Origin of the sequence: Thauera sp. (assembly GCF_035444905.1) — a bacterium.
In the GTDB taxonomy this organism is placed as follows: domain Bacteria; phylum Pseudomonadota; class Gammaproteobacteria; order Burkholderiales; family Rhodocyclaceae; genus Thauera.
On record NZ_DAOMPS010000032.1, the window covers coordinates 1 to 20,705 of the forward strand.

The following is a 20,705-nucleotide window of genomic DNA, read 5'->3' on the forward strand; positions in this document are numbered from 1 at the left end:
GTTAGCGGCTTTTCGGCCCTTGTGGGCATGACGTTATCCGGCACCACGACGCACGAAGTAACTACGTCGCCGTCTTCGTCTGTTTCGATTTCGACGACATGCAAGCGGAAGTAATGAACGTCGCCGTCGCGCCCGTCCTTCGCTTTATCGACTTTCCAGCTTCGGGCGTCGCCTTCGCGGCTTACCAGAACGGCGGCGTCTAGCGCGGCAAACAGGCTTGAATGCCCGCGAAGCCCCTTCGCCGAATCCTTGCCCGTGTGGGCAACAAGAACGACAAGCCCGCCGATTAAACGTTGAAGCGTCTTCGCGCCTTCGATCACTGCGCCCATATCGCGGCTGCTGTTTTCGTCCATTCCGGGCGCGGCCCTGTTCAGGGTATCGATAAAGACGACGCAGCCGGGCGGACAGATGGCGGCAAGGTCGGCCACGTCCTGCGGGTCAGTAAGGCGGAACGGTTGCAGCAGAAAGCCCACGTTGTCGGGCATAGCGCGCCCGTGGTGGCGCTGCCACGCAAGGACGCGGCCCCGGTATCCGCTTTCGCCTTCCAAGCCCACAATCAGCACGGGAGCGGGTTTTGTGGCGTGCCCGAAGAACGGCATACCTTCGGCAATGGCTGCGGCCATTTCCAACGCGGCAAACGACTTGCCAGCGGTTGAAGCGCCGTAGAACGCGGCCAGACCGAACGCCGGTAGTACGTCCTTCACTCGCCACGGCTGCGGCGGCATCGCTTCAATAATCGCGGCGGAAAGCGGGCTAAACCGTTGCTTTTGCTTCTTCGCGGCTTCGTACTGTTCCAACAGTTCTTCGAATGCGTCGGATTCGGGTTTTTCCTTGTTCCAAATCCACTTCGCCCGATGGGAACGAATGCCGTGTTTCTTCGCAAACTCGATAAACAGCGATTCGAAGTCAGCGCCGTTAGTCTTCAACGCTTGCGCGACGGCGCGTATGTCTTCGTCCTTGTTCTTCGGCCTTACAGGAATAAGCGCCAGCATTTCGCGCCAATCTTCTTGCCGTTCTTCTAAGGACTTCGGCCCAAAGCCGAAATCTGGCGCGATATTGTGGGCAGACACTAGCGAACCCCCTTCAAGCCGATGCAATCAGGGCGCGTATGTCTTCGACACGCCACGCGGTAACGCGCGGGCCAAGCTTGACCGGCTGCGGGAAGCGCCCGGTTTTGACGCCCTGCCACCAAGTCGATTTCTTGACCGGGATGATTGGGGGCAAACCCTTGGCGGGGTCGCCGATGATCTGCGGCAGGCGCAGAAAGCCAGTTTCGGGGAGTTGGTTCATTTGCGTCCATCCTTATCCGTGTTGGGATGGACGCATTTTTTACCGTCTGTTAGGCGGGGTCACGGGGAATAACCTATTCGATATTACTTCGACAGGTTGTTGATTTTGTTCGTTATTCTTTTCTTCAATTCTGATTTTCGTTGATACCAATTTTCGGAACCGCGTTCGATATTTTTTGGTATCGCGGCTTCGATTGCTTCGTTAAGTTCGACGCCTTGCGCGACCGCTTCCAATATCTTTTCGTCGCGTTCGGCCAAGCGTTCAAGCGGCGGCCTGCCGCCCTTGTTGGCTTCGGGTATCGGCAAGCCGTCTTCGATGCTGTAGTTCGTCATTGCGCGGCCCCTGCGGTCATTTCGCCGACCATATCCGCCCATTCCTGCATCATGTTTCGGCGGTCTTCCATGTACTGCGCTTGGTTGTAGCTGGCGCGAACCTTGTTGCGTTCGGCGTGCGCCAACTGGCGTTCGATCACGTCGGGCCGGTAGCCCATTTCGTTAAGGATGGTCGAAGCGGTAGCGCGGAAGCCGTGCGCGGAAAACCCGATGCTGTCTTTGCCGTTGAAGCCCATGCGTTCAAGCGCCCGGTTCAACGTGGTAGCGGTCATGCACTCTTTCGGGTTGCGGTAGTTCGGGAACAGCATTCCGCGCCCGCCCGTGTGGGTATGCAGTTCGCGCAGCAGTTCGACGGCCTGTTTCGACAGCGGGACTATGTGCGGTTCGCGCATCTTCATTCGTTCGGCTGGTATCCGCCATTCCGCGCGGTCTAGGTCGAATTCCGACCATTCGGCTTTGCGAAGTTCGACGGTACGAACGAAGGTAAGCAACATCAGCCGCAGCGCGATAACGGTTGTTCGATACCCGCCGTATTCGTCTAGCGCCTTCGCAAAGTCGCCGATTTGTTCGCGCGAAAGCGGCTTGCGGTGTTCGACCTTCGGGCGGTGAATCGCGCCCTTCAACGCTGCGGCGGGGTCGCTGTCGGCGCGAAGCGTTGCGACGGCATAGCGGAAGATGGCCGAAGACCATTGCCGAACCAACAGCGCGACGGTTTCAGCGCCCCGGCCTTCAATGCGACGGATGATTTCGAGCAAGTGCGCCGCCGTGACGCTGCGAATCGGTAGCTTGCCCACATAGGGGAACACGTCGGCGGCCAAGAAGCGTTCAACCTGCCGCAGATAGTACGGCGTCCATCCTGCCGACTTCTTCGCTATCCACTCCCGCGCGACGGCTTCGAAGGTGTTTGCGTTGGCCGTGACGTTCGCCAGCCGTTCGGCCTGTCGATTGTGGGAAGGGTGAATGCCTTGTTCGACCAATGCCCGCGCCTTGCGGTGTTCGTCGCGTGCGTCCGATAGGCCGATGGTTGGATAGTCGCCGACGGCAAAGACGTTTTCTTTGCCCGCGATGCGGTAGCGGTAGCGCCACAACTTCGCGCCGGTCGGGCGAACTTCAAGGTACAGCCCGCCGCCGTCCGCCAGCTTCTGCGGCTTGTCTGCGGGCTTCGCGTTGCGAATCTTGGCGTCGGTTAGGGGCATGGCTGCGGGTATCAGGCTTTCGATACCCGCAACGATACCCGCAATTTAACCGGATGACAATGGACAATGATGGTTGCTGCTGGCCTTCAAACCCGCGCCGCTGCTGGCTTTTGGCTTGGGTATCGGACAACCTTGGACTTCACTGGATGCCGATGATAGTTATCGATCATCAGCAGCATGTCGCGCTCCTCACTGCACCGGCGTGTCCAGCCCGCCTTCGGCCATCTCGGCGGCGCGCAGCATGGCGCGCGCCTTGCTCTGGGTTTCCTGCCATTCGGCGTCGGGATCGGAGTCGGCGACGATGCCGGCGCCGGCCTGGACGTGGATCTGGCCGTCCTTCACCACCGCGGTACGGATCGCGATGGCAAGGTCCATGTCGCCGTGAAAGCCCAGGTAGCCCGCCGCCCCGGCATAGATGCCGCGCTTGACCGGCTCGAGCTCGTCGATGATCTCCATCGCCCGCACCTTGGGGGCCCCCGACACGGTGCCGGCCGGGAAGGTGGCGCGCAGCACGGCGAGCGCATTGAGCCCTTCCTTGAGCCTGCCCTCGACGTTGGAGACGATGTGCATCACATGCGAGTAGCGCTCGATGGTGAAGCGCTCGGTGACCTTGACGGTACCGGTCTCGGACACCCGGCCGGCGTCGTTGCGGCCGAGGTCGAGCAGCTGCAGGTGCTCGGCGCGCTCCTTCTCGTCGGCGAGCAGCTCCTGCTCGAGCGCGAGGTCCTCGGTCACCGTGGCGCCGCGCTTGCGGGTGCCGGCGATCGGGCGCACGGTGACGACGTCGTCCTCGAGCCGGGTCAGGATCTCGGGCGAGGCGCCGACGACGTGGAAGTCCTCGAAGTTGAAATAGAACATGTAGGGCGAGGGGTTGAGCGAGCGGATCGCGCGGTACAGCGCCATCGGGCTGGCGGCGAAGGGCTTGCTCATGCGCTGCGACAGCACGACCTGCATGACGTCGCCGTCGACGATGTACTGCTTGGCACGGCGCACCGCGTCCTTGAAGGCGTCCTCGCCAAAGCTCGACACCGCGGGCGCGGGCTCGGCGCGCACATCCTCGGGCATCTGCACCGGCGCGCGCAGGCGCGCGAGCAGCTCGCGCAGGCGCTTCTGCGCACGCTTCCAGGCGCCGGGCACCTCGGGCTCGGCATACACGACCAGGGTGAGCTTGCCGCTGAGGTTGTCGACGATCGCGACCTCCTCGGACAGCAGCAGCAGGATGTCGGGCGTGCCGACGGGATCGGGCTTGTCGGTCCTGGCCAGCTTGGGTTCGATGTAGCGCACCGTGTCGTAGCCGAAGCAGCCCACCAGGCCGCCGGCGAAGCGAGGCAGGTGCTCGCGCGGCGGCACCTTGATGCGGTTCATGAACTCGGCGACGAAGTTGAGCGGATCGCCGTAGTCGCGACGCTCGACCAGGCGGTTGCCGGTGAGCAGCAGGGCCGAACGCTCATACACCTCGATGCGCGTCGGCGAGGCGAGGCCGATGAAGGAATAGCGGCCGAAACGCTCGCCACCCTGCACGGATTCGAGCAGGTAGGTATAGGGCTCGTTGGCGAGCTTCAGGTAGATGGATAGCGGAGTGTCGAGATCGGCGAAGGTCTCGAGCGTGACCGGGATGCGGTTGTAGCCCTCGGCGGCAAGGGCGTTGAATTCGTGTTCGAGCATGGGGACTCCACGGACAGCGTGTGATTCGGAGAGGCTTGCAGCAGGCGGGGAGACAGGCAGTGAAGGCGTGCGCACTCGGCGCTGCCCGGCCCCCCGCGAAGGGGAATCGCGTTCAGTGGCCCAAACGCCAACGCCAGCCGCCGCGCCAGACGGGCTGGACGGAGGAGCTGGCGGCGAGGAGGCGATCCCGGAGTGCGCGCATCACGATGTCGATCTGAGGTGGAGTGAGAAGGCCAGGCGCGGTGGAAGCCAGACAGCGGAAACCGGCCGATTGAAGCCGCGCCGTGCAGCCCTGGCGGCAGCTATGCCGAGCCGATATGGTCCAGCGCCTGAAGCGCGTTCGATAGTAGCCCATCGCATTCGATAGTGTCCACCGGCACCCCTTCGCTGTAGCCATAGGTGACGAGCAGCACCGGCATGCCCGCGCCCTGGGCAGCGAGCGCATCGTTGGCCGAGTCGCCGATCATCAGCGCCTCGCCCGGCGCGACGCCGAGGCGCTCGCAGGCGAGCAGGACCACCGCGGGATCGGGCTTCTTCACCGCCAGGGTATCGCCGCTCACCACGGTGTCGAAATAGTGCGCAATGTCCATGCGCTCGAGCAGCGGCAGGGTAAAGGCCTCGGCCTTGTTGGTGACGACGGCGAGCGGCAGCTCACGCGCCCGCAGCGCGGCGAGCAGTTCGGTGACGCCGGGGTAGGGGCGCGAGCTCACGCCGTTGACCACCGCATAGTGGCGGCGGAAGACCGCGACCGCGGCGTCGATCTCGGCCTCGGTGGCGGCCGTGCCCTCGGTCATGCAGCGGCGCACGAGGTTGGGAATGCCCTTGCCGACGAAGCTGTGGATTTCGTCCTGGCTGCGTGCCGGACGGCCGAGCTCGGACAGCATCAGGTTGGCAGCGTCGGCGAGGTCGGCGATGGTGTCGAGCAAGGTGCCGTCGAGGTCGAACAGCACCGCCCGTGGCGAGAAGCGCGCCGTCACGCTCATGCCCCCACCCTGGCGAGTTCGGCGCGCAGCGCGCCGATGACGGAGTCGTAGCGGTGGGGGTCGCTGTCCCTGCCGGCACCGAACACGGCCGAGCCGGCGACGAAGGTGTCGGCACCGGCGCGGGCGATGTCGGCGATGTTGTCGGTCTTCACCCCGCCGTCGATCTCGAGCAGGATGCGGCGGCCCGTGCGCGCCTCGTAGGCGTCGAGCTTGGCGCGTGCGGCGCGCAGCTTGACGAGGGTCTCGGGAATGAACTTCTGCCCGCCGAAGCCCGGATTGACGCTCATCAGCAGCACCACGTCGAGCTTGTCCATGACGTGGTCCATGTGGTGCAGCGGCGTCGCCGGGTTGAACACGAGGCCGGCCTCGCAGCCGGCATCGCGGATCAGGCCGAGGCTGCGGTCGATGTGCTCGGAGGCCTCGGGGTGGAAGGTGATGACGTTGGCGCCGGCCCTGGCGAAGTCGGGGATGATGCGGTCGACCGGCTTCACCATCAGGTGCACGTCGATCGGCGCGGTGGTGTGCGGGCGGATGGCCTCGCACACCAGCGGGCCGATGGTGAGATTGGGGACGTAGTGGTTGTCCATGACGTCGAAGTGGATCCAGTCCGCGCCAGCGGCGATGACGTTACGCACCTCCTCGCCGAGGCGGGCAAAGTCGGCGGACAACAGGCTGGGGGCAATGCGGTACATGGGCAGTCTCCGGAACGGGGGTCGCTCTGGATTCTAACCGCCATGCGCGCCCCTGCGCTCAGCGCACGCAGACCTTGCGCACCTGCTTCATGTCGGTGATGCCCGACAACACCTTCTCGATGCCGTCCTGGCGCAGCGTGCGCATGCCCTCGGCGAGCGCCTGGCCGAGCACCTGTTCGACCCGAGCGCGCTCCTGGATGAGGCGCTTGATGGCGTCGGAGCCGAGCATCAGTTCGTGCAGGCCGACCCGCCCCTTGTAGCCCTGAGTGCAGTGCTCGCAGCCCACCGCCCGGTACAGCGTGAAGCCGCCGTCCTTGTCGGCGAAAGCCTCGCGCCAGCGCGCGAGCACCCGCTGTCGCGCGCCGTCGGGATCGGCACGAAAATCGGGGGTCAGGTGCATGTCCTCGCAGTACTCGTCGACCAGGCGCTGCAGCTCGCCCGCGTCGGGCTGATAGCGCTCGCGGCACCTGGTGCACAGGCGCTTGGCCAGGCGCTGGGCGAGCACGCCGAGCAGCGCATCCGAGAAGTTGAACGGATCCATGCCCATGTCGAGCAGGCGGACGACGGACTCGGGCGCGCTGTTGGTGTGCAGGGTGGAGAACACCAGGTGACCGGTGAGCGACGCTTCGATGCCGACTGCCACGGTCTCGTGGTCGCGCATCTCGCCGACCATGATCACGTCCGGGTCGGCGCGCAGGAAGGCGCGCATCATGGTGGCGAAGTCGATCCCGGCCTTGCGATTGACCTGCACCTGGCGCAGCCCTTTCTGCGTGATCTCGACCGGGTCCTCGACAGTCCAGATCTTGGTGTCCGGCGTGTTGATGTAGCTGAGGATGGAATGCAGCGTGGTGGTCTTGCCCGAGCCGGTCGGACCGCACACGAAGAAGATGCCGTAGGGCTTGGCGATCGCCGACTTCAGGCGCTCGAGGTTGAAGGGCAGCAGCCCGAGCTCGTCGATCGGGATCGGCTTGCTGTGCGCAAGCAGGCGCATCACCACGTCTTCCATGCCGCCCTGGGTGGGCAGGGTCGCCACCCGCAGTTCGAGGTCGACCGGCGCAAACTTGCGGAACCTGATCTTGCCGTCCTGGGGCTTGCGGCGCTCGGAGATGTCGAGGTCGCACATGATCTTGATGCGCGTCACCAGCGCGTTGCGGTAGCTGGCGGGGATCTCGATGTACGGCACCAGCGAGCCGTCCTTGCGAAAGCGCACCAGGGTCTTCTCCTTGCCCACCCGCGGTTCGATGTGGATGTCGGAGGCGCCCTGGCGGTAGGCGTCGATGATGATCTTGTTGACCAGCTTGACCAGCTCGTTGTCCGCCGCGGCGGTGACGTCGTCCTTCAGCGAGGTGCTGTCGTCATCGCGGTCGTTGAGGTCGGACAACAGGTCGGAGACCGAGGAGTCGTCGAGCGAGGTGCCGAAGTACTGCTCCACCGTCTGCTCGAAGTCATGGATGGTGGTGACGCGGAAGCTGAGCCGCTTCTTCGGCAGCACGTTCTGCGCCACGCCCGAGCTGCGCACCTGCTCGGGGTCGATGCACAGGATCACCACCCCCTCGGGGGTCTCTTCGTAGGGCAGCCACAGGCTTTGCTCGACGTACTCGCGCTTGATGTTGCGCAGCAGGTCCATCGGCTTGACATGGTTGGTGACGAAGGGCTGGTAGGGCACACCGAAATAGCGCGCCGCGGCTGCACCCAGCTCGGCATGGGAAAGCCCGAGTTGGTCCACGAGCAGCGCTTCGGTGGAGCTGCCGCTGGTGCGCGCCTCACGCGTGATGTCGGCGAACTCTTCGGCGGTGATGCGGCCATCGACGACGAGTGCATCGAAGCGCGAGCGCAGCCGCCCCGGCTCGCGGGTGTGGCGCAGGAAGGCCACGCCCAGCGTCTGCGCCAACCCCAGCACCCCCTCCTCGGCCACCTTGGAAAAGGGTTCGCCATTGCGGGTGTTGATCAGCTGCACCACCCCGAGCAGGCTGCCGGTGTCGGGATCGCGGATCGGGGCGACCAGCATCTGACGGGAATGGAAACCCGTGCTGGCGTCCACTTCGCGCCGCAACTTGAGCCCCGGCGCGATCGCTCGCAGCTCCTGATCGTCGTACACGTCGCGGATGTTGACCAAGTCACCACTGAGCGCGACGAAGCCGGCGATGCTGTTCTCGCCGATCGGCAGGCGGATGCTCTGCACGCCGCTGAGACCGGTCTTGACTCGGGTGACGATCGAGCCGCCGCCCTCTTCCAGCGCATAGATGGTGAATCGCTCGGCTTCGAACAGCGCACAGAGTTGGGGCGCGAGCTCGAGCATGATCTCGTCGATGTCCTTGCTCGCGTGGATGCGGTTGGTCAAGGCCTGCAAACCCTTGAAGAAGGACAGGCGGCGCGACACGGCGCTGGACGTGAACGGGGCGGGGGCGGTTTCGCTCATCGTGGCTCGGACCTCCTTCAATGCATGGCAGGGTCAGGCGCTCCAGCCGCAGCGGGCCGCGTCGCCGCGGAACTCAGAACTCGAGCACTTCACCCTGTTCGAGTCGACGTACCGACAGCCGCGGCGCCCCTGCGCGCAGCTCTTCCATGATGCGCAGGCTGCCGCCGGGCTTCAGGTGGCTGATATGGACGACCGGCGTCCCGCGCACTTCTTCCAGGACCGCGAGCGACATGCTCGGACACAGGTGCCGCGACGCCAGCGCCAGGCCGTGCTGCTCCTCGGCGAAGGCGGTCTCGAGGATCAGGTGTCGCAGCGCACGCTGATCGTTGATCGCGGCGATGAGTTCGGGACAGTAGGCGGTGTCGCCGGAGAACACAAGCTGGCCCTCGCCACTGTCGAGGCAGTAGGCGACCGCGGGCACGGTGTGGCGTGCAGGCAGAGCGGTGATCCGGCGGCCATCGAGCTCCACGCACTCACCCACCTTCATCGGCTGGAAACGCATGAAGGGCTGATGATGGTCGGGGATGGCCGAGAAGTCCGGCCAGATCAGCCAGTTGAAGACATGGGAGTGCAGGATGCGGAGCGTTTCCGGCGTCGCATGGACCAGGATCGGCGTGCTGCGCAGCTCGCCCACCGAATCGATGAGCAGCGGCAGCGCCGCGATGTGATCGAGGTGGGCGTGGGTCAGGAAGACGTGGTCGACCCGGCGCAACACGTCGAGCGAGAGGTCGCCGACGCCCGTACCGCAATCGATCAGAATGTCCTCATCGACAAGAAAGGCTGTCGTACGCGATTGCGAACCACCGATCCCGCCGCTGCACCCCAGCACCTTCAGCTTCATCGCCTTTTCCACCCGCATCACGGGCAGTGTGCGGGCTGCCGCGCGTTGATTCCTCGTGAGCGCAGACATTATCACCCCGGCAAACGGGGCAGCGCGGCACAAATTCACGTCGCCGCGGGGACTCAGCCGCGCAGGAAGAACTCCATCTTCACGCCGGCCAGCTCGACGATGTCATGGTCATTGAGGTGGCGCGCCTGGGCATCGATCGCCTTGCCGTTGACGAGCGGAAAGCTCGCCCCCTCGACGTGCGTGATGAAGTAGCCGTGCGGTCGGCGCGTGATCACCGCGACCTGGCGCCCGGGCTTGCCCAGCGTCGTCATCGATTTCGTCAGTTGCAGCTCGCGCCCGGCGTTCGCCCCGCTCAGGACCTGGATCACCCCCAGCCGGTCGGCCCCGGCTGGCGGCCCGCCCCCCTGCTCGAGCTGGCGCCGCGCGGCGGCCGCCACGACCTGGGTCTCGGTCGGCGCCGGGCCGGCGGTCGAGGCCGTCACGTCGGTACTCACCCCCGGCATCTCGAACGGCTTGAGCGCCGCGGTATCGATCATTTCGGAGGGCGACAGGCCGGTCTTGACGCCGTCGGTGAGGAACTTGATCTTGTACTTGCCGAGTTCGATGACGTCGTTGTTGCGCAGCACGTTCTTCTTGACCGGCTGGCCATTCAGATAGGTGCCGTTGGTGCTGTTCTGGTCTTCGAGGAAGGCATCGTTGGTGATGCAGGTGATCACCGCGTGATGACCGCTGATGGCCAGGTTGTCGATCTGGATGTCGTTGTCCGGCTTGCGCCCGATGGTGGTGCGCTCCTTGGTGAGCGCCATCTCCTTGAGCACCAGACCATCCATGCTGAGAACCAACTTCGGCATGCCCCCACCCATTGAATAGTTGCCGCGGCGCCCATGCAGCACGCGGCCATTGACGGCGAATGTGGGCATTCTAACGCGCGGCCGGGCGCGGTTAACAAAAAAGGCGCCGGACCAGCCGGCGCCTTCGAGCTGCAGGTGTTGCGCAGGATCAGAGCATGGCCTTGAGCAGCTTGGCCATCTCGGACGGGTTGCGCGTGACCGTGAAGCCGCACTCTTCCATGATGGCGAGCTTGGCATCGGCGGTGTCCGCGCCGCCCGAGATCAGCGCACCGGCATGGCCCATGCGCTTGCCGGCCGGCGCGGTGACGCCGGCGATGAAGCCGACGATCGGCTTCTTCATGTTGGCCTTGCACCACATCGCGGCTTCGGCCTCGTCCGGACCGCCGATCTCGCCGATCATGATCACCGCATCGGTGTCCGGATCGTCGTTGAACATGCGCATCACGTCGATGTGCTTCAGGCCGTTGATCGGGTCGCCGCCGATGCCGACCGCCGACGACTGGCCGAGGCCGATCTCGGTGAGCTGGGCGACGGCTTCATAGGTCAGGGTGCCGGAGCGCGACACCACGCCGATGCGGCCCTTGCGGTGGATGTGGCCGGGCATGATGCCGATCTTGATCTCGTCGGGCGTGATCAGGCCGGGACAGTTGGGGCCGAGCAGCAGGGTTTCCTTGCCGCCGGCGGCGACCTTCTGCTTCATCTTGTTGCGCACGACCAGCATGTCGCGGACCGGGATGCCTTCGGTGATGCAGATCGCCAGATCGAGGTCGGCTTCGCAGGCCTCCCAGATGGCGTCGGCCGCGCCCGCGGGCGGCACGTAGATCACCGACACGGTGGCGCCGGTCTCCGACGCCGCTTCCTTGACCGAGGCGTAGATCGGGATGTCGAAGATCTTCTCGCCCGCCTTCTTCGGGTTCACGCCGGCGACGAAGCAGTTCTTGCCGTTGGCGTATTCCTGGCACTTCTCGGTGTGGAACTGACCGGTCTTGCCGGTGATGCCCTGGGTGATGACCTTGGTGTCTTTGTTGATCAGGATGGACATTCGAAGCTCTCCTTACTTGACCGCAGCGACGATCTTGGTCGCAGCTTCCGCCATGGTGTCGGCGGTGATGATCGGCAGGCCCGACTCGGCAAGGATCTTCTTGCCGAGATCTTCGTTGGTGCCCTTCATGCGCACCACGAGCGGGACGGAGAGATGAACTTCCTTGGCCGCGGCGACCACGCCGGTGGCGATGGTGTCGCAGCGCATGATGCCGCCGAAGATGTTGACCAGGATGCCCTTGACCTTGGGGTTCTTGAGCATGATCTTGAAGGCTTCGGTGACCTTCTCGGTGGTCGCGCCGCCGCCGACGTCGAGGAAGTTGGCCGGCTCGGCGCCGAACAGCTTGATCGTGTCCATGGTGGCCATCGCCAGGCCGGCGCCATTGACCAGGCAGCCGATGTTGCCGTCGAGGCTGATGTAGGCGAGGTCGAACTTGGAGGCCTCGATCTCGTCGGCGTCCTCTTCGTCGAAGTCACGGAAGTCGACGATTTCCGGGTGGCGGTAGAGGGCGTTGGAGTCGAAGTTGAACTTGGCGTCCAGGGCCTTGATGTTGCCGTTGCCTTCGAGGATCAGCGGGTTGATTTCCGCCAGCGAGGCATCGCTTTCCATGTAGCAGGTGTACAGGCGCTTGAGCGTGTCGACCGCCTTGGCCACCGAAGCCTCGGGCACGCCGATGCCGCGGGCCAGGTTCTCGGCCTGGGCGTCGGTGAGGCCGACGAGCGGATCGACGAATTCCTTGAGGATCTTCTCGGGGGTGTTGTGCGCGACCTCCTCGATGTCCATGCCGCCCTCGGAGGAGGCCATCATGGCGACCTTCTGGGTGGCGCGGTCGGTCAGCGCGGCGACGTAGTATTCGTGCTTGATGTCGGCGCCTTCCTCGATCAGCAGGTTGCGCACCTTCTGCCCCTCGGGGCCGGTCTGGTGGGTCACGAGCTGCATGCCGAGGATGTCGTTGGCGTGCTGGCGCACTTCGTCGAGCGAGCGGGCGAGCTTGACGCCACCGCCCTTGCCGCGGCCGCCGGCGTGGATCTGGGCCTTCACCACCCAGATCTTGCCGCCCAGTTCCTCGGCTGCCTTGACCGCCCCATCCACGGACACGCAATGGAAGCCGCGCGGCGTGACGACGCCATATTTTCTCAGTAGTTCTTTTGCCTGATACTCATGAATCTTCATGATTGCCCTTCGATCGAAGCCGCAACGGCGCGAGCCGCCACGAGCAGGTTGATGGCATGCTTCGGAGCGTGCGCTCCACGACGGGCGCCGTCTCCCTCGACCGTCGCCCCCCGCCTTGAATCGGGACCCCCCGACCCGACCCGCGGCACGCACGCAAACCCGCGCCACGACCGCAAGACTCCATAATTATAACCAATTTTGCGCAGTGCACAGCCGCTCCGCGCACGGCGTGTCAGACCTCGCCCGGGCGTCCCAGCGTCTCCGCGCGATACCATTTCGGGTAGTACACGCGCACCGCCTCGGCCGAGCTCTCGAGCGCGTGACAGCGATCGAGCTGGAAAGGTTTCTCGGGCGTGTCCTCGTTGTCACGGCGGAAGGTGGCGAAGGTCTGGATCGCGGCCGTGGGCAGCGACAGCAGCATCTCGGTCATGTGGGTGCAGCCGCGCACGTCGGCGAACATCTCGCCGATCGTGCGCCGGAAACCGCGCACGAGATTGAGCCCGACCAGCCGGCGGTAAGCCGGGCCGATGGTGTCGCACATGCCCGGATAGGGCACGCCGTCCGAGCAGGCGACCGCCTCGAGGATGTTGAAGGCCTTGTCGATGGTGAGGCGCACCCGCATCAGGTGCACCGGCACGCCGGCCGGACGAAGCCCGGACGCGATCGGATAGTCGATGTCCTTGACATCGCAGAGCGAGGCTTCGAGTTCGTAGAGCCCGTCCTCGCGCACGAAACCCTCGACTTCGATGCGCCGGGTGTGGACACGGCGACGCGACACAGGGTGATCGGGAAGCGGCATGAGCGGCCTTGACGTACGCTGACGTATGGATTGTCGATCTTAACCGATTTGAGCGCTGCACCACAGCCTGGCCCCTCCGCCTGGCCCATCCGGCGCGCACCAAAAAAATCACGTTGCGACGTAATCAGCATCCGGTTTGCGACCCAGTCGCTGGAATGGCTGTAAAGACTCTGATACAAACCCAGCATCGATTCCACCCCGCCGGAAGCGCGGACAATGACGAACAACCGGATACCGCTCGCCCTCGCCCTCGCCACGGCACTGTTCAACAGCGTTCCGGCGGCCTCTGCCGCCGCGCTCGGCGAGTTGGGCGCACTGTCGGCGATCGGCGCACCATTTCGCGCCGAGATTCGCCTGATCGGTGGCGAAAGGCCAGCCCTGGCCGACTGCTTCCGCGTCGTCACGCCGGCCGGTGTGGGTGCCGACCTGCCCTGGCTGCAGGCCGGCCAGATCCAAATCGTCGGCAGCGGCGCCAACGCCCGCCTGGTCGTGAGCAGCCGCACGCCGATGAACGAACCCGTCCTCAAGCTCGCCATCGAGAACACCTGCGAGTCCCGGCTGCGGCGCGAGTACACCCTGCTGCTGCCCTACCCCGATGCGGCCCCCGTCCCGGCCACCACAGCCCAGCGCGCCAGTCCGCCACGCCCGGCACCCGCCGCTGCGGCCCGCTCGCAGGCCCGTCCTCCGGCGCGCGCGACCACGCCGGCGCGCACGGCAGCGGCGGCGCCCGCACGCAGCACAGCCGCGGCCAATGCGGCCAATGCGGCCAGCCAGGACCGGCTCGAGGTCGACAAGGCCGCGACGCCGGGCAGCGCCCGCGCGGGCTCGGCAGCCGCCGCCTCCGCGAGCGACGCGCTGCTGGCGCGCGAGCGCGAACTGGCGGCGGCCATCGACCGCAGCATCATCGCGGAGATGGAGTTGATCGCCCGCATCCGCGAACTGGAGGAGATGCAGGTCCGGCTCGAGGCACGTGTCCGCGCACTGGACGCAGAAGCAGCCGCGCACGCGACGGCACCGGTGGCCGACAGCGCGTCCATCGCGGCGCCACCGACGACGGCAGCGGCCACGCCCCCCGTGTCCAGCGCCGCCAGCGACGACCGCTATCTGCTCGGTGGGCTGGCCCTTGCCGCACTGCTGCTGACCCTGCTATTGCTGCGTCGGCGCAGCGTCACGGCCCCGCCCTCGGGCCGCCAGCGCGTGACGGCGGCCACCCAGCCGACGACCCGCCCGGCCTCGTCCGCGGCGGGCGGACTGAAGGCGCGCAGCGCCATCGCCACCGATCCTGCGCACGCCAACGGCACGAAGGCGATCGTCGACTGGGAGCCGCTGCCGGTCGCCGCGATCGAGACCCCGATCGTCGTCAGCGGCGACGCCGAGCGGGCACCGAACGAAGAGCACAAATCCGCGGTCGAGCTGGCCGACATCATGATGAGCTTCGGACGCATGCACGGTGCCGCAGAAACCCTGGCCGAATTCATCCGTGGCAATCCGAAGCAGGCGGTCGCACCCTGGCTCAAGCTGCTCGAGGTCTATCGTGCGGCCGGCCTGCGGACCGAGTTCGACGCCATCGCGCGAGAGCTGAACAAGACCTTCAACGTGAACGCAGTCAACTGGCAGAACTACGACAGCCTGCGCGCGTCGCGCACCAGCCTGGAAGATCTGCCGCACATCATCGAGACGCTGCAGAAGTGCTGGCGCACGACCACCTGCCAGCGCTATCTGCAGGTGTTGTTGCGCGACAATCGCGAAGGCACGCGGGCCGGCTTCCCCTTCACCGTGATCGACGAGATCCTGATGTTGTCGGCCGTCCTCGAGGAAGAGCTCGGCCCCTACCAGCCGGAGTCGGGCAACTACACGACGCGCCGCTGACCAGCCCCCTGTCCGCCCTGCGAGCGCGATCAGACCGGATTGTCGAGGTCGACGAAATCGGTCGCGAGGCCGAGCCGCTCGCGCAGGTGCGCGGCAACCGCGCGTGCACCATAGCGCTCGGTGGCGTGATGGCCGGCAGCGATGTAGGGCACGCCCGTCTCGCGCGCAAGATGCACGGTCTGCTCGGAAATCTCACCCGAGACGTAGAGGTCCGCCCCCGCCAGGATGGCTTGCTCGAAATAGCCCTGCGCACCTCCGGTGCACCAGGCGACGCGGCGCACCGCGCGATCGCCGTCCCCGACCAGCAGCGGATCGCGCCCGAGGCGGGCGGCAACCGAGCGCGCAATGCACGCTGCCGTCTTCCCGTCCGCGCCAGCCGCTGGACGGCCGATCCAGCCCAGCTCCTGGTCCGCGAAGCGGGCCTCGCCCTGCCAGCCCATCAGCCTGCCGAACTGCGCGTTGTTGCCCAGCTCCGGGTGCACGTCGAGCGGCAGATGGTAGGCAAACAGGCTGATGTCATTGCTGAGCAGCGTGCGCAGGCGCTGGCGACGGAAGCCGGTGATGGTGCCATCCTCGCCCTTCCAGAAATAGCCGTGATGCACGAACACCGCGTCATAGCCGCCGGCGACGGCCCGGTCGAGCAGGGCCTGGCTGGCGGTCACGCCGCACAGCACGCGCGCCACCTCGGAGCGTCCTTCCACTTGCAGACCGTTTGGGCAATAATCCTTCAGCCGTGAAGCGTCGAGCAGGGTGTCGAGATAGTTCCTGAGCTCGATGAGTTGCATGCCGTCTCCTTCACCTCATGCGGCCGGCAGGCGTTCCTGTCGCGGCCCTGCCGGCCCTTTCGAGGCCCTCGTACCTAGAGTCCAACATTATGCGCCGCTTGTGGCTCATCTTCGCGCAGGCCGTGACCGTCAGCGTGGCCGTGCTGTTCGTGCTCAACACGCTCAAGCCCGAGTGGTTGCGCAACGCCACGCCCGCAGCGGTGGTGGCGATCCTGGAGGCCCCTGCCGGCGGCGAACGCGCGGCCGCCGCCGGCTCCTACGCCCCGGCGGCCCAGCAGTCCATGCCCGCGGTGGTCCATGTCTTCACCACCAAGGCCGGCCGCAGCCAGCGCCACCCGCTGTTCGATGACCCGCTGTTTCGCCACTTCTTCGGCGAGCGCCCCGACAACGGCCCGAGCCAGCGCGAGTCCGGCCTCGGCTCGGGCGTCATCGTCAGCCCCGACGGCTATGTGCTGACCAACAACCACGTCATCGAGACGGCCGACGAGATCGAGGTCGCGCTCAACGATGGCCGCAAGTTTCCCGCCCAGCTCATCGGCCGCGACCCCGAGACCGACCTTGCCGTGCTCCGGCTGGAGGCCGGCGACACGCTGCCGGCGATCACCTTTTCCGCCAGCGAAAGCCTGAGTGTCGGCGATGTCGTGCTCGCCATCGGCAACCCCTTCGGCGTCGGCCAGACGGTGACGATGGGCATCGTGTCGGCGCTCGGGCGCAGCCAGCTCGGCATCAACACCTTCGAGAACTACATCCAGACCGACGCCGCCATCAACCCCGGGAACTCGGGCGGCGCCCTCGTCGACAGCGCCGGCCACCTGGTGGGAATCAACACCGCCATCTACTCACGCTCGGGGGGTTCGCTCGGCATCGGCTTCGCCATCCCGGTGTCGATCGCGCGAGATGTGCTCGAGCAGATCGTCGCCCGCGGCGAGGTCGTCCGCGGCTGGGTCGGCGTCGAGATCCAGGACCTGACGCCCGAGCTTGCCGAATCCTTCGGCTACGCCGATGCGCGCGGCGCACTCATTGCCGGCGTGCTGCGCGGCAGCCCGGCCGAACGCGCCGGCGTGCGGCCGGGCGATGTGCTGATCGCCCTCGACGGCAAGGTGGTGCGCGACCCACGCGCGATGCTCGACATGGTGGCGGCGGTGCCGCCCGGTCAGGAAGTGGTGTTTCGCGTGCGGCGCGGTGCTCAGGAGCTGGAGTTGAAGGTCGCCGTCGGGCGCCGCCCGCCGCCGGTCGCCACCCGCTGAGCCCGCCCCGACGCAGGGCGCAGGCCGCGCCCCGTGCCAGGCCCGCCGCTCAGTCGCCCCTGCCCTTGCGCTCGTCGGCCTCGATGCGGTCGAGTTCCTTGTCCATGTCGGCGATCGAGGGCGGCACGTAGTCGGCGGCCGCTTCCTGCCGCGGCGAGGGCTTGCTCATCATGCTGGCCAGCACGATGCCCAGCTCGTACAGCAGGCACATCGGCACGGCGAGCATGAACTGCGAGATCACATCGGGCGGAGTCACGATCGCGGCAATCACGAAGGCGCCCACGATGACGTAGGGGCGCGCCTCCCTGAGCTTGGCGACGTCCACGATGCCGGCCTTGACCATCAGGATCACCACCACCGGCACCTCGAAGGTGATGCCGAAGGCCATGAACATCGACATCACGAAGGACAGGTACTGCTCGATGTCAGGCGCCGGCACAATGCTCTTGGGCGCGAACTCGGCGATGAACTTGAACACCATGCCGAACACGAAGAAGTAGCAGAAGGCCATGCCGATCAGGAACAGCAGCGTGCTGCCCAGCACCAGCGGCAGCGCCAGGCGCTTCTCGTGCGCGTACAGACCGGGCGCGATGAAGGCCCACGCCTGGTAGAGCACCCAGGGCAGCGCCATCACGAAAGCCACCATCATGGTCACCTTCACCGGCACGAAGAACGGCGTCACGACGCCGGTGGCAATCATGTTCGTACCCTCGGGGAGGGTGTTCATCATCGGCCGCGCGAGGATGTCGTAGATGTCACCGGCCCAGGGCATCAGGCAGACGAAGACGACCACGACCGCGAGCAGGGCGCGAATCAGCCGATCGCGCAGCTCGATGAGGTGGGCGATGAAGGTTTCCTGTTGTGCACTCATGCCTGTGTCTTGTCTGCCGTGGAGCCGGGGCGTGCCGAGGAATCGAGGCCGAGCTCGAGTTGCGGACCGTCATCGGCCTTTGCCGCACGATCCTGGGCGAGCAGTTGATTGCCGCTCAGCGCCTCGGCTGCATTGGGGCCGGCGGCGGCGCCATCCGGCAGCATCGAACGCAGCTCTTCCGTCGTGCGCCCGACCTCGGACTCGATGCTGGACACGCCCGAGCGCACGGAAGACTCGAGCTCCTGCGCCTGCTGCTTGACCTGTTCCTGGAGCTTCTTGAGCTCCTCGAGCTGCATCTCGCGCTGGATGTCCGACTTGACGTCCGATACGTAGCGCTGCACCCGCCCGAGCAGATGGCCGGCGGTGCGCGCGACCTTGGGCAGGCGCTCAGGCCCGACCACGATCAGCAGCACGACGCCGATCACCATCAGTTCAGTAAAACCGAAATCGAACATGTCTGCTCGCTCGAGACGCGAACCACCGCGGGCGGTCCGCAGGAAAACGAAGGGGCGCTCCCGGCAGGGCGCCCCTGTTGCATCGAGACGCGGGAGGATCAGCTGCGGGTCTTGTCGACCTTCTCGCGCGCCTCGCCCTCAATGGTCTCGCCATTGACGATCTTCTGTTGGGTGCTGTCCCCGGCGGCGGTCGCATCACCCTCCTTCATGCCCTCCTTGAAGCCCTTCACGGCTCCGCCGAGGTCCGAGCCGATGTTGCGCAGCTTCTTGGTGCCGAACACCAGCAGGACGATGACCAGCACGATCAGCCAGTGCCAGATGCTGAAAGAACCCATACCGCTCTCCTTAACGCTTCAACATGGGCGGCAGGGGATCCGGGCCGCCCAGAATGTGGAGGTGCAGATGATACACCTCCTGTAGACCCACTCTTCCGGTGTTGACGATGGTCCGGAAGCCGTTCGTGCAACCCTGCTCGCGCGCGATCTGCCCCGCTGCAACCATGAGACGCCCCATCGCGGTCTCGTGTTCCGCCGTCAGCTGCGCCATCGAGTCGACGTGCAGCTTCGGCACCACCAGCACATGCACCGGCGCGACCGGGTGAATGTCGTGAAAGGCGAACACGTGCTCGTCCTCGTACACCTTCTTCGACGGGATCTCGCCGCGGACGATGCGGCAGAACAGGCAGTCGCTCATGCACCGGCCTCCTGGGCTGTGCGCGACTTCTTCTCATCGATCCCCGACACGCCCTCGCGGCGGCGGAACTCGGCCAGCACGTCATCGACCGACAGGCCGTGGTGGGCGAGCAGCACCATCGAGTGAAACCACAGATCGGTGACTTCCCACACCAGGTGCAACCTGTCCTCGTCCTTGGCCGCCATGATGGTCTCGGCGGCCTCTTCGGCGACCTTCTTGCAGATCGCGTCCGTACCCTTCTGGTACAGGCTGGAAACGTAGGAGGAATCCGGATCGGCCTTCTTGCGCGCGACCAGGGTATCGGACACGCGACGCAGCACTTCGATATCGATCATTTGTAGATCTCCTGCGGGTCTTTCAAAACCGGTTCGACGGCCTCCCAGTGGCCGTCGGCGAAATACTTCTGGAAGAAGCAGCTATGCCGACCGGTGTGGCAGGCGATGCCGCCGACCTGCTCGATCTTGAGCAACACCACGTCATTGTCGCAGTCGATGCGGATGTCGAGCACCTTCTGCACATGGCCGGACTCCTCGCCCTTGTGCCACAGCTTACGGCGCGAACGTGACCAATAGATGGCTTCGCCGGTCTCGGCGGTACGCTGCAAGGCCTCGCGGTTCATCCACGCGAACATCAGCACGTCGCCGCTGGCCGCTTCCTGCGCGATCACCGGCACCAGGCCGTGCTCGTCCCACTTGACCTCGTTCAACCAGCGCGTGCTCGTGCTCACAGCCGCACCTCGATGCCGCGCGCACGCATCAGCTCCTTGGCCTCGCGCACGGTGTGCTGTCCGAAATGGAAGATGCTCGCCGCCAGCACGGCGTCGGCGCGGCCCTCGGACACGCCCTCGGCGAGGTGCTCGAGGGTGCCGACGCCACCGCTGGCGATCACCGGGATGCGCACCGCGTCCGACACCGCGCGCGTCAGCGCGAGATCGAAACCGTTCTTGGTGCCATCGCGGTCCATGCTGGTGAGCAGGATCTCGCCCGCACCAAGGGACTCGACCCTGCGCGCCCATTCGATGGCGTCCAGCCCGGTGTTGTTGCGCCCACCATGGGTGAACACTTCCCACTTGCCGGGTGCGGTCTGCTTGGCGTCGATCGCCACCACGATGCACTGGCTGCCGACCTTGCTCGAAGCGTCATGCACCAGTTGCGGGTTGTTCACCGCCGCGGTGTTCATGCTGACCTTGTCGGCGCCGGCATTGAGCAGCCGGCGCACATCCTCGACCACCCGTACGCCGCCGCCAACGGTGAGCGGGATGAAGACCTGCTCGGCCACCTGCTCGACCACGTGCAGGATGATGTCGCGATCGTCCGAGCTGGCGGTGATGTCGAGGAAGGTGATCTCGTCGGCGCCCTGCTCGTCGTAGCGACGGGCGATCTCGACCGGATCACCGGCATCGCGCAACTCGACGAAATTGACGCCCTTGACCACGCGCCCGGACTTCACGTCCAGGCAGGGAATGATGCGCTTGGCCAGCATCAGCGGCGCTC

The 20,705-nt window shown here is 65.8% G+C and carries 23 protein-coding genes; 2 read left to right on the top strand and 21 right to left on the bottom strand.

Annotated elements, in window-relative coordinates:
- From PLC66_RS14145 to PLC66_RS14205, 13 genes are all read right to left on the bottom strand, one after another.
- Positions 1 to 1,070: AAA family ATPase (locus PLC66_RS14145; protein ID WP_324541498.1), on the bottom strand; the 1,070-nt coding region annotated here is incomplete at its 3' end.
- A 13-nt stretch (positions 1,071 to 1,083) separates the two neighbouring features.
- Entirely contained in the window at positions 1,084 to 1,290 is a 207-nt protein-coding gene (locus tag PLC66_RS14150) for a helix-turn-helix transcriptional regulator (protein WP_324541500.1), read from the bottom strand.
- Positions 1,291 to 1,373: 83 nt separating this feature from the next.
- The gene (locus PLC66_RS14155; protein WP_324541502.1) at positions 1,374 to 1,622 is read right to left on the bottom strand and encodes a hypothetical protein; all 249 of its coding nucleotides are present in this window, start codon (positions 1,620 to 1,622) and stop codon (positions 1,374 to 1,376) included.
- Positions 1,619 to 2,818 carry a tyrosine-type recombinase/integrase gene (locus PLC66_RS14160; protein WP_324541504.1) on the bottom strand — a complete coding sequence of 400 codons (1,200 nt, stop codon included), beginning with the start codon at positions 2,816 to 2,818 and terminating at the stop codon, positions 1,619 to 1,621. Before PLC66_RS14160 ends, PLC66_RS14155 begins: the two co-directional genes overlap by 4 nt.
- A gap of 189 nt (positions 2,819 to 3,007) precedes the next feature.
- Positions 3,008 to 4,483: an anthranilate synthase component I gene (gene trpE / locus PLC66_RS14165; RefSeq protein WP_324541506.1), complete on the bottom strand. Its 1,476-nt coding sequence runs from the start codon at positions 4,481 to 4,483 to the stop codon at positions 3,008 to 3,010.
- 302 nt (positions 4,484 to 4,785) lie between these two features.
- Positions 4,786 to 5,466, bottom strand: a complete 681-nt coding sequence (locus PLC66_RS14170) for a phosphoglycolate phosphatase (protein WP_324541508.1) — start codon at positions 5,464 to 5,466, stop codon at positions 4,786 to 4,788.
- Positions 5,463 to 6,158: a ribulose-phosphate 3-epimerase gene (rpe, locus tag PLC66_RS14175; RefSeq protein ID WP_324541510.1), complete on the bottom strand. Its 696-nt coding sequence runs from the start codon at positions 6,156 to 6,158 to the stop codon at positions 5,463 to 5,465. Before rpe ends, PLC66_RS14170 begins: the two co-directional genes overlap by 4 nt.
- 58 nt (positions 6,159 to 6,216) lie before the next feature.
- A complete protein-coding gene (locus PLC66_RS14180) occupies positions 6,217 to 8,577 on the bottom strand; it encodes a GspE/PulE family protein (RefSeq protein WP_324541511.1) in 2,361 nt (786 codons plus the stop codon).
- Between the two features lie 73 nt (positions 8,578 to 8,650).
- Complete coding sequence (locus PLC66_RS14185; protein ID WP_324541513.1) at positions 8,651 to 9,418, bottom strand: MBL fold metallo-hydrolase; 768 nt, start codon at positions 9,416 to 9,418, stop codon at positions 8,651 to 8,653.
- 122 nt (positions 9,419 to 9,540) lie between these two features.
- Complete coding sequence (locus tag PLC66_RS14190; protein WP_324541591.1) at positions 9,541 to 10,278, bottom strand: FHA domain-containing protein; 738 nt, start codon at positions 10,276 to 10,278, stop codon at positions 9,541 to 9,543.
- A gap of 148 nt (positions 10,279 to 10,426) precedes the next feature.
- Positions 10,427 to 11,320 carry a succinate--CoA ligase subunit alpha gene (gene sucD, locus PLC66_RS14195; protein WP_324541514.1) on the bottom strand — a complete coding sequence of 298 codons (894 nt, stop codon included), beginning with the start codon at positions 11,318 to 11,320 and terminating at the stop codon, positions 10,427 to 10,429.
- 12 nt (positions 11,321 to 11,332) lie between these two features.
- On the bottom strand, positions 11,333 to 12,493 hold the full coding sequence (gene sucC, locus PLC66_RS14200; protein WP_324541516.1) for an ADP-forming succinate--CoA ligase subunit beta: 1,161 nt from the start codon (positions 12,491 to 12,493) through the stop codon (positions 11,333 to 11,335).
- A gap of 232 nt (positions 12,494 to 12,725) precedes the next feature.
- A complete protein-coding gene (locus PLC66_RS14205) occupies positions 12,726 to 13,292 on the bottom strand; it encodes a DUF2889 domain-containing protein (RefSeq protein ID WP_324541518.1) in 567 nt (188 codons plus the stop codon).
- A 216-nt stretch (positions 13,293 to 13,508) separates the two neighbouring features.
- Here PLC66_RS14205 and PLC66_RS14210 point away from each other — a divergent pair, with 216 nt between their 5' ends.
- A complete protein-coding gene (locus PLC66_RS14210; protein ID WP_324541520.1) occupies positions 13,509 to 15,161 on the top strand; it encodes a type IV pilus assembly protein FimV in 1,653 nt (550 codons plus the stop codon).
- Positions 15,162 to 15,190: 29 nt separating this feature from the next.
- Here PLC66_RS14210 and PLC66_RS14215 read toward each other — a convergent pair whose 3' ends face one another.
- Positions 15,191 to 15,946, bottom strand: coding sequence for a Nif3-like dinuclear metal center hexameric protein (locus tag PLC66_RS14215; RefSeq protein ID WP_324541522.1), 756 nt, complete (start codon positions 15,944 to 15,946; stop codon positions 15,191 to 15,193).
- Positions 15,947 to 16,035: 89 nt separating this feature from the next.
- Here PLC66_RS14215 and PLC66_RS14220 point away from each other — a divergent pair, with 89 nt between their 5' ends.
- Entirely contained in the window at positions 16,036 to 17,193 is a 1,158-nt protein-coding gene (locus PLC66_RS14220) for a Do family serine endopeptidase (protein ID WP_324541524.1), read from the top strand.
- A gap of 49 nt (positions 17,194 to 17,242) precedes the next feature.
- Here the strand turns inward: PLC66_RS14220 and tatC are convergent, their stop codons facing one another.
- The 7 genes from tatC to hisF all read right to left on the bottom strand — a co-directional run bounded on the left by tatC (position 17,243) and on the right by hisF (position 20,694).
- A complete protein-coding gene (tatC, locus tag PLC66_RS14225) occupies positions 17,243 to 18,064 on the bottom strand; it encodes a twin-arginine translocase subunit TatC (RefSeq protein ID WP_324541526.1) in 822 nt (273 codons plus the stop codon).
- Entirely contained in the window at positions 18,061 to 18,519 is a 459-nt protein-coding gene (gene tatB / locus PLC66_RS14230) for a Sec-independent protein translocase protein TatB (protein ID WP_324541528.1), read from the bottom strand. The genes tatC and tatB overlap by 4 nt, the downstream gene beginning before the upstream one ends.
- Before the next feature lie 98 nt (positions 18,520 to 18,617).
- Positions 18,618 to 18,854, bottom strand: coding sequence for a Sec-independent protein translocase subunit TatA (tatA, locus tag PLC66_RS14235; protein ID WP_324541529.1), 237 nt, complete (start codon positions 18,852 to 18,854; stop codon positions 18,618 to 18,620).
- A 10-nt stretch (positions 18,855 to 18,864) separates the two neighbouring features.
- Complete coding sequence (locus PLC66_RS14240) at positions 18,865 to 19,212, bottom strand: histidine triad nucleotide-binding protein (protein ID WP_324541531.1); 348 nt, start codon at positions 19,210 to 19,212, stop codon at positions 18,865 to 18,867.
- Positions 19,209 to 19,547: a phosphoribosyl-ATP diphosphatase gene (locus PLC66_RS14245; RefSeq protein WP_324541533.1), complete on the bottom strand. Its 339-nt coding sequence runs from the start codon at positions 19,545 to 19,547 to the stop codon at positions 19,209 to 19,211. Before PLC66_RS14245 ends, PLC66_RS14240 begins: the two co-directional genes overlap by 4 nt.
- Positions 19,544 to 19,939 carry a phosphoribosyl-AMP cyclohydrolase gene (gene hisI / locus PLC66_RS14250; protein ID WP_324541535.1) on the bottom strand — a complete coding sequence of 132 codons (396 nt, stop codon included), beginning with the start codon at positions 19,937 to 19,939 and terminating at the stop codon, positions 19,544 to 19,546. Before hisI ends, PLC66_RS14245 begins: the two co-directional genes overlap by 4 nt.
- Complete coding sequence (hisF, locus tag PLC66_RS14255) at positions 19,936 to 20,694, bottom strand: imidazole glycerol phosphate synthase subunit HisF (protein WP_324541537.1); 759 nt, start codon at positions 20,692 to 20,694, stop codon at positions 19,936 to 19,938. The genes hisI and hisF overlap by 4 nt, the downstream gene beginning before the upstream one ends.
- Between the last annotated feature and the right edge of the window lie 11 nt (positions 20,695 to 20,705).

Excerpts from the sequence above, each read along its gene's own strand:
- PLC66_RS14190 (WP_324541591.1), bottom strand. The coding sequence starts at position 10,278 with ATGCCGAAGTTGGTTCTCAGCATGGATGGTCTGGTGCTCAAGGAGATG.
- PLC66_RS14205 (WP_324541518.1), bottom strand. The coding sequence starts at position 13,292 with ATGCCGCTTCCCGATCACCCTGTGTCGCGTCGCCGTGTCCACACCCGG.
- PLC66_RS14220 (WP_324541524.1), top strand. The coding sequence starts at position 16,036 with ATGCGCCGCTTGTGGCTCATCTTCGCGCAGGCCGTGACCGTCAGCGTG.
- rpe (WP_324541510.1), bottom strand. The coding sequence starts at position 6,158 with ATGTACCGCATTGCCCCCAGCCTGTTGTCCGCCGACTTTGCCCGCCTC.
- PLC66_RS14245 (WP_324541533.1), bottom strand. The coding sequence starts at position 19,547 with ATGATCGATATCGAAGTGCTGCGTCGCGTGTCCGATACCCTGGTCGCG.
- PLC66_RS14210 (WP_324541520.1), top strand. The coding sequence starts at position 13,509 with ATGACGAACAACCGGATACCGCTCGCCCTCGCCCTCGCCACGGCACTG.
- sucC (WP_324541516.1), bottom strand. The coding sequence starts at position 12,493 with ATGAAGATTCATGAGTATCAGGCAAAAGAACTACTGAGAAAATATGGC.
- PLC66_RS14155 (WP_324541502.1), bottom strand. The coding sequence starts at position 1,622 with ATGACGAACTACAGCATCGAAGACGGCTTGCCGATACCCGAAGCCAAC.
- PLC66_RS14215 (WP_324541522.1), bottom strand. The coding sequence starts at position 15,946 with ATGCAACTCATCGAGCTCAGGAACTATCTCGACACCCTGCTCGACGCT.
- PLC66_RS14160 (WP_324541504.1), bottom strand. The coding sequence starts at position 2,818 with ATGCCCCTAACCGACGCCAAGATTCGCAACGCGAAGCCCGCAGACAAG.
- hisF (WP_324541537.1), bottom strand. The coding sequence starts at position 20,694 with ATGCTGGCCAAGCGCATCATTCCCTGCCTGGACGTGAAGTCCGGGCGC.
- tatA (WP_324541529.1), bottom strand. The coding sequence starts at position 18,854 with ATGGGTTCTTTCAGCATCTGGCACTGGCTGATCGTGCTGGTCATCGTC.
- PLC66_RS14150 (WP_324541500.1), bottom strand. The coding sequence starts at position 1,290 with ATGAACCAACTCCCCGAAACTGGCTTTCTGCGCCTGCCGCAGATCATC.
- PLC66_RS14240 (WP_324541531.1), bottom strand. The coding sequence starts at position 19,212 with ATGAGCGACTGCCTGTTCTGCCGCATCGTCCGCGGCGAGATCCCGTCG.
- PLC66_RS14180 (WP_324541511.1), bottom strand. The coding sequence starts at position 8,577 with ATGAGCGAAACCGCCCCCGCCCCGTTCACGTCCAGCGCCGTGTCGCGC.
- sucD (WP_324541514.1), bottom strand. The coding sequence starts at position 11,320 with ATGTCCATCCTGATCAACAAAGACACCAAGGTCATCACCCAGGGCATC.
- tatB (WP_324541528.1), bottom strand. The coding sequence starts at position 18,519 with ATGTTCGATTTCGGTTTTACTGAACTGATGGTGATCGGCGTCGTGCTG.
- PLC66_RS14185 (WP_324541513.1), bottom strand. The coding sequence starts at position 9,418 with ATGAAGCTGAAGGTGCTGGGGTGCAGCGGCGGGATCGGTGGTTCGCAA.
- tatC (WP_324541526.1), bottom strand. The coding sequence starts at position 18,064 with ATGAGTGCACAACAGGAAACCTTCATCGCCCACCTCATCGAGCTGCGC.
- PLC66_RS14170 (WP_324541508.1), bottom strand. The coding sequence starts at position 5,466 with ATGAGCGTGACGGCGCGCTTCTCGCCACGGGCGGTGCTGTTCGACCTC.
- trpE (WP_324541506.1), bottom strand. The coding sequence starts at position 4,483 with ATGCTCGAACACGAATTCAACGCCCTTGCCGCCGAGGGCTACAACCGC.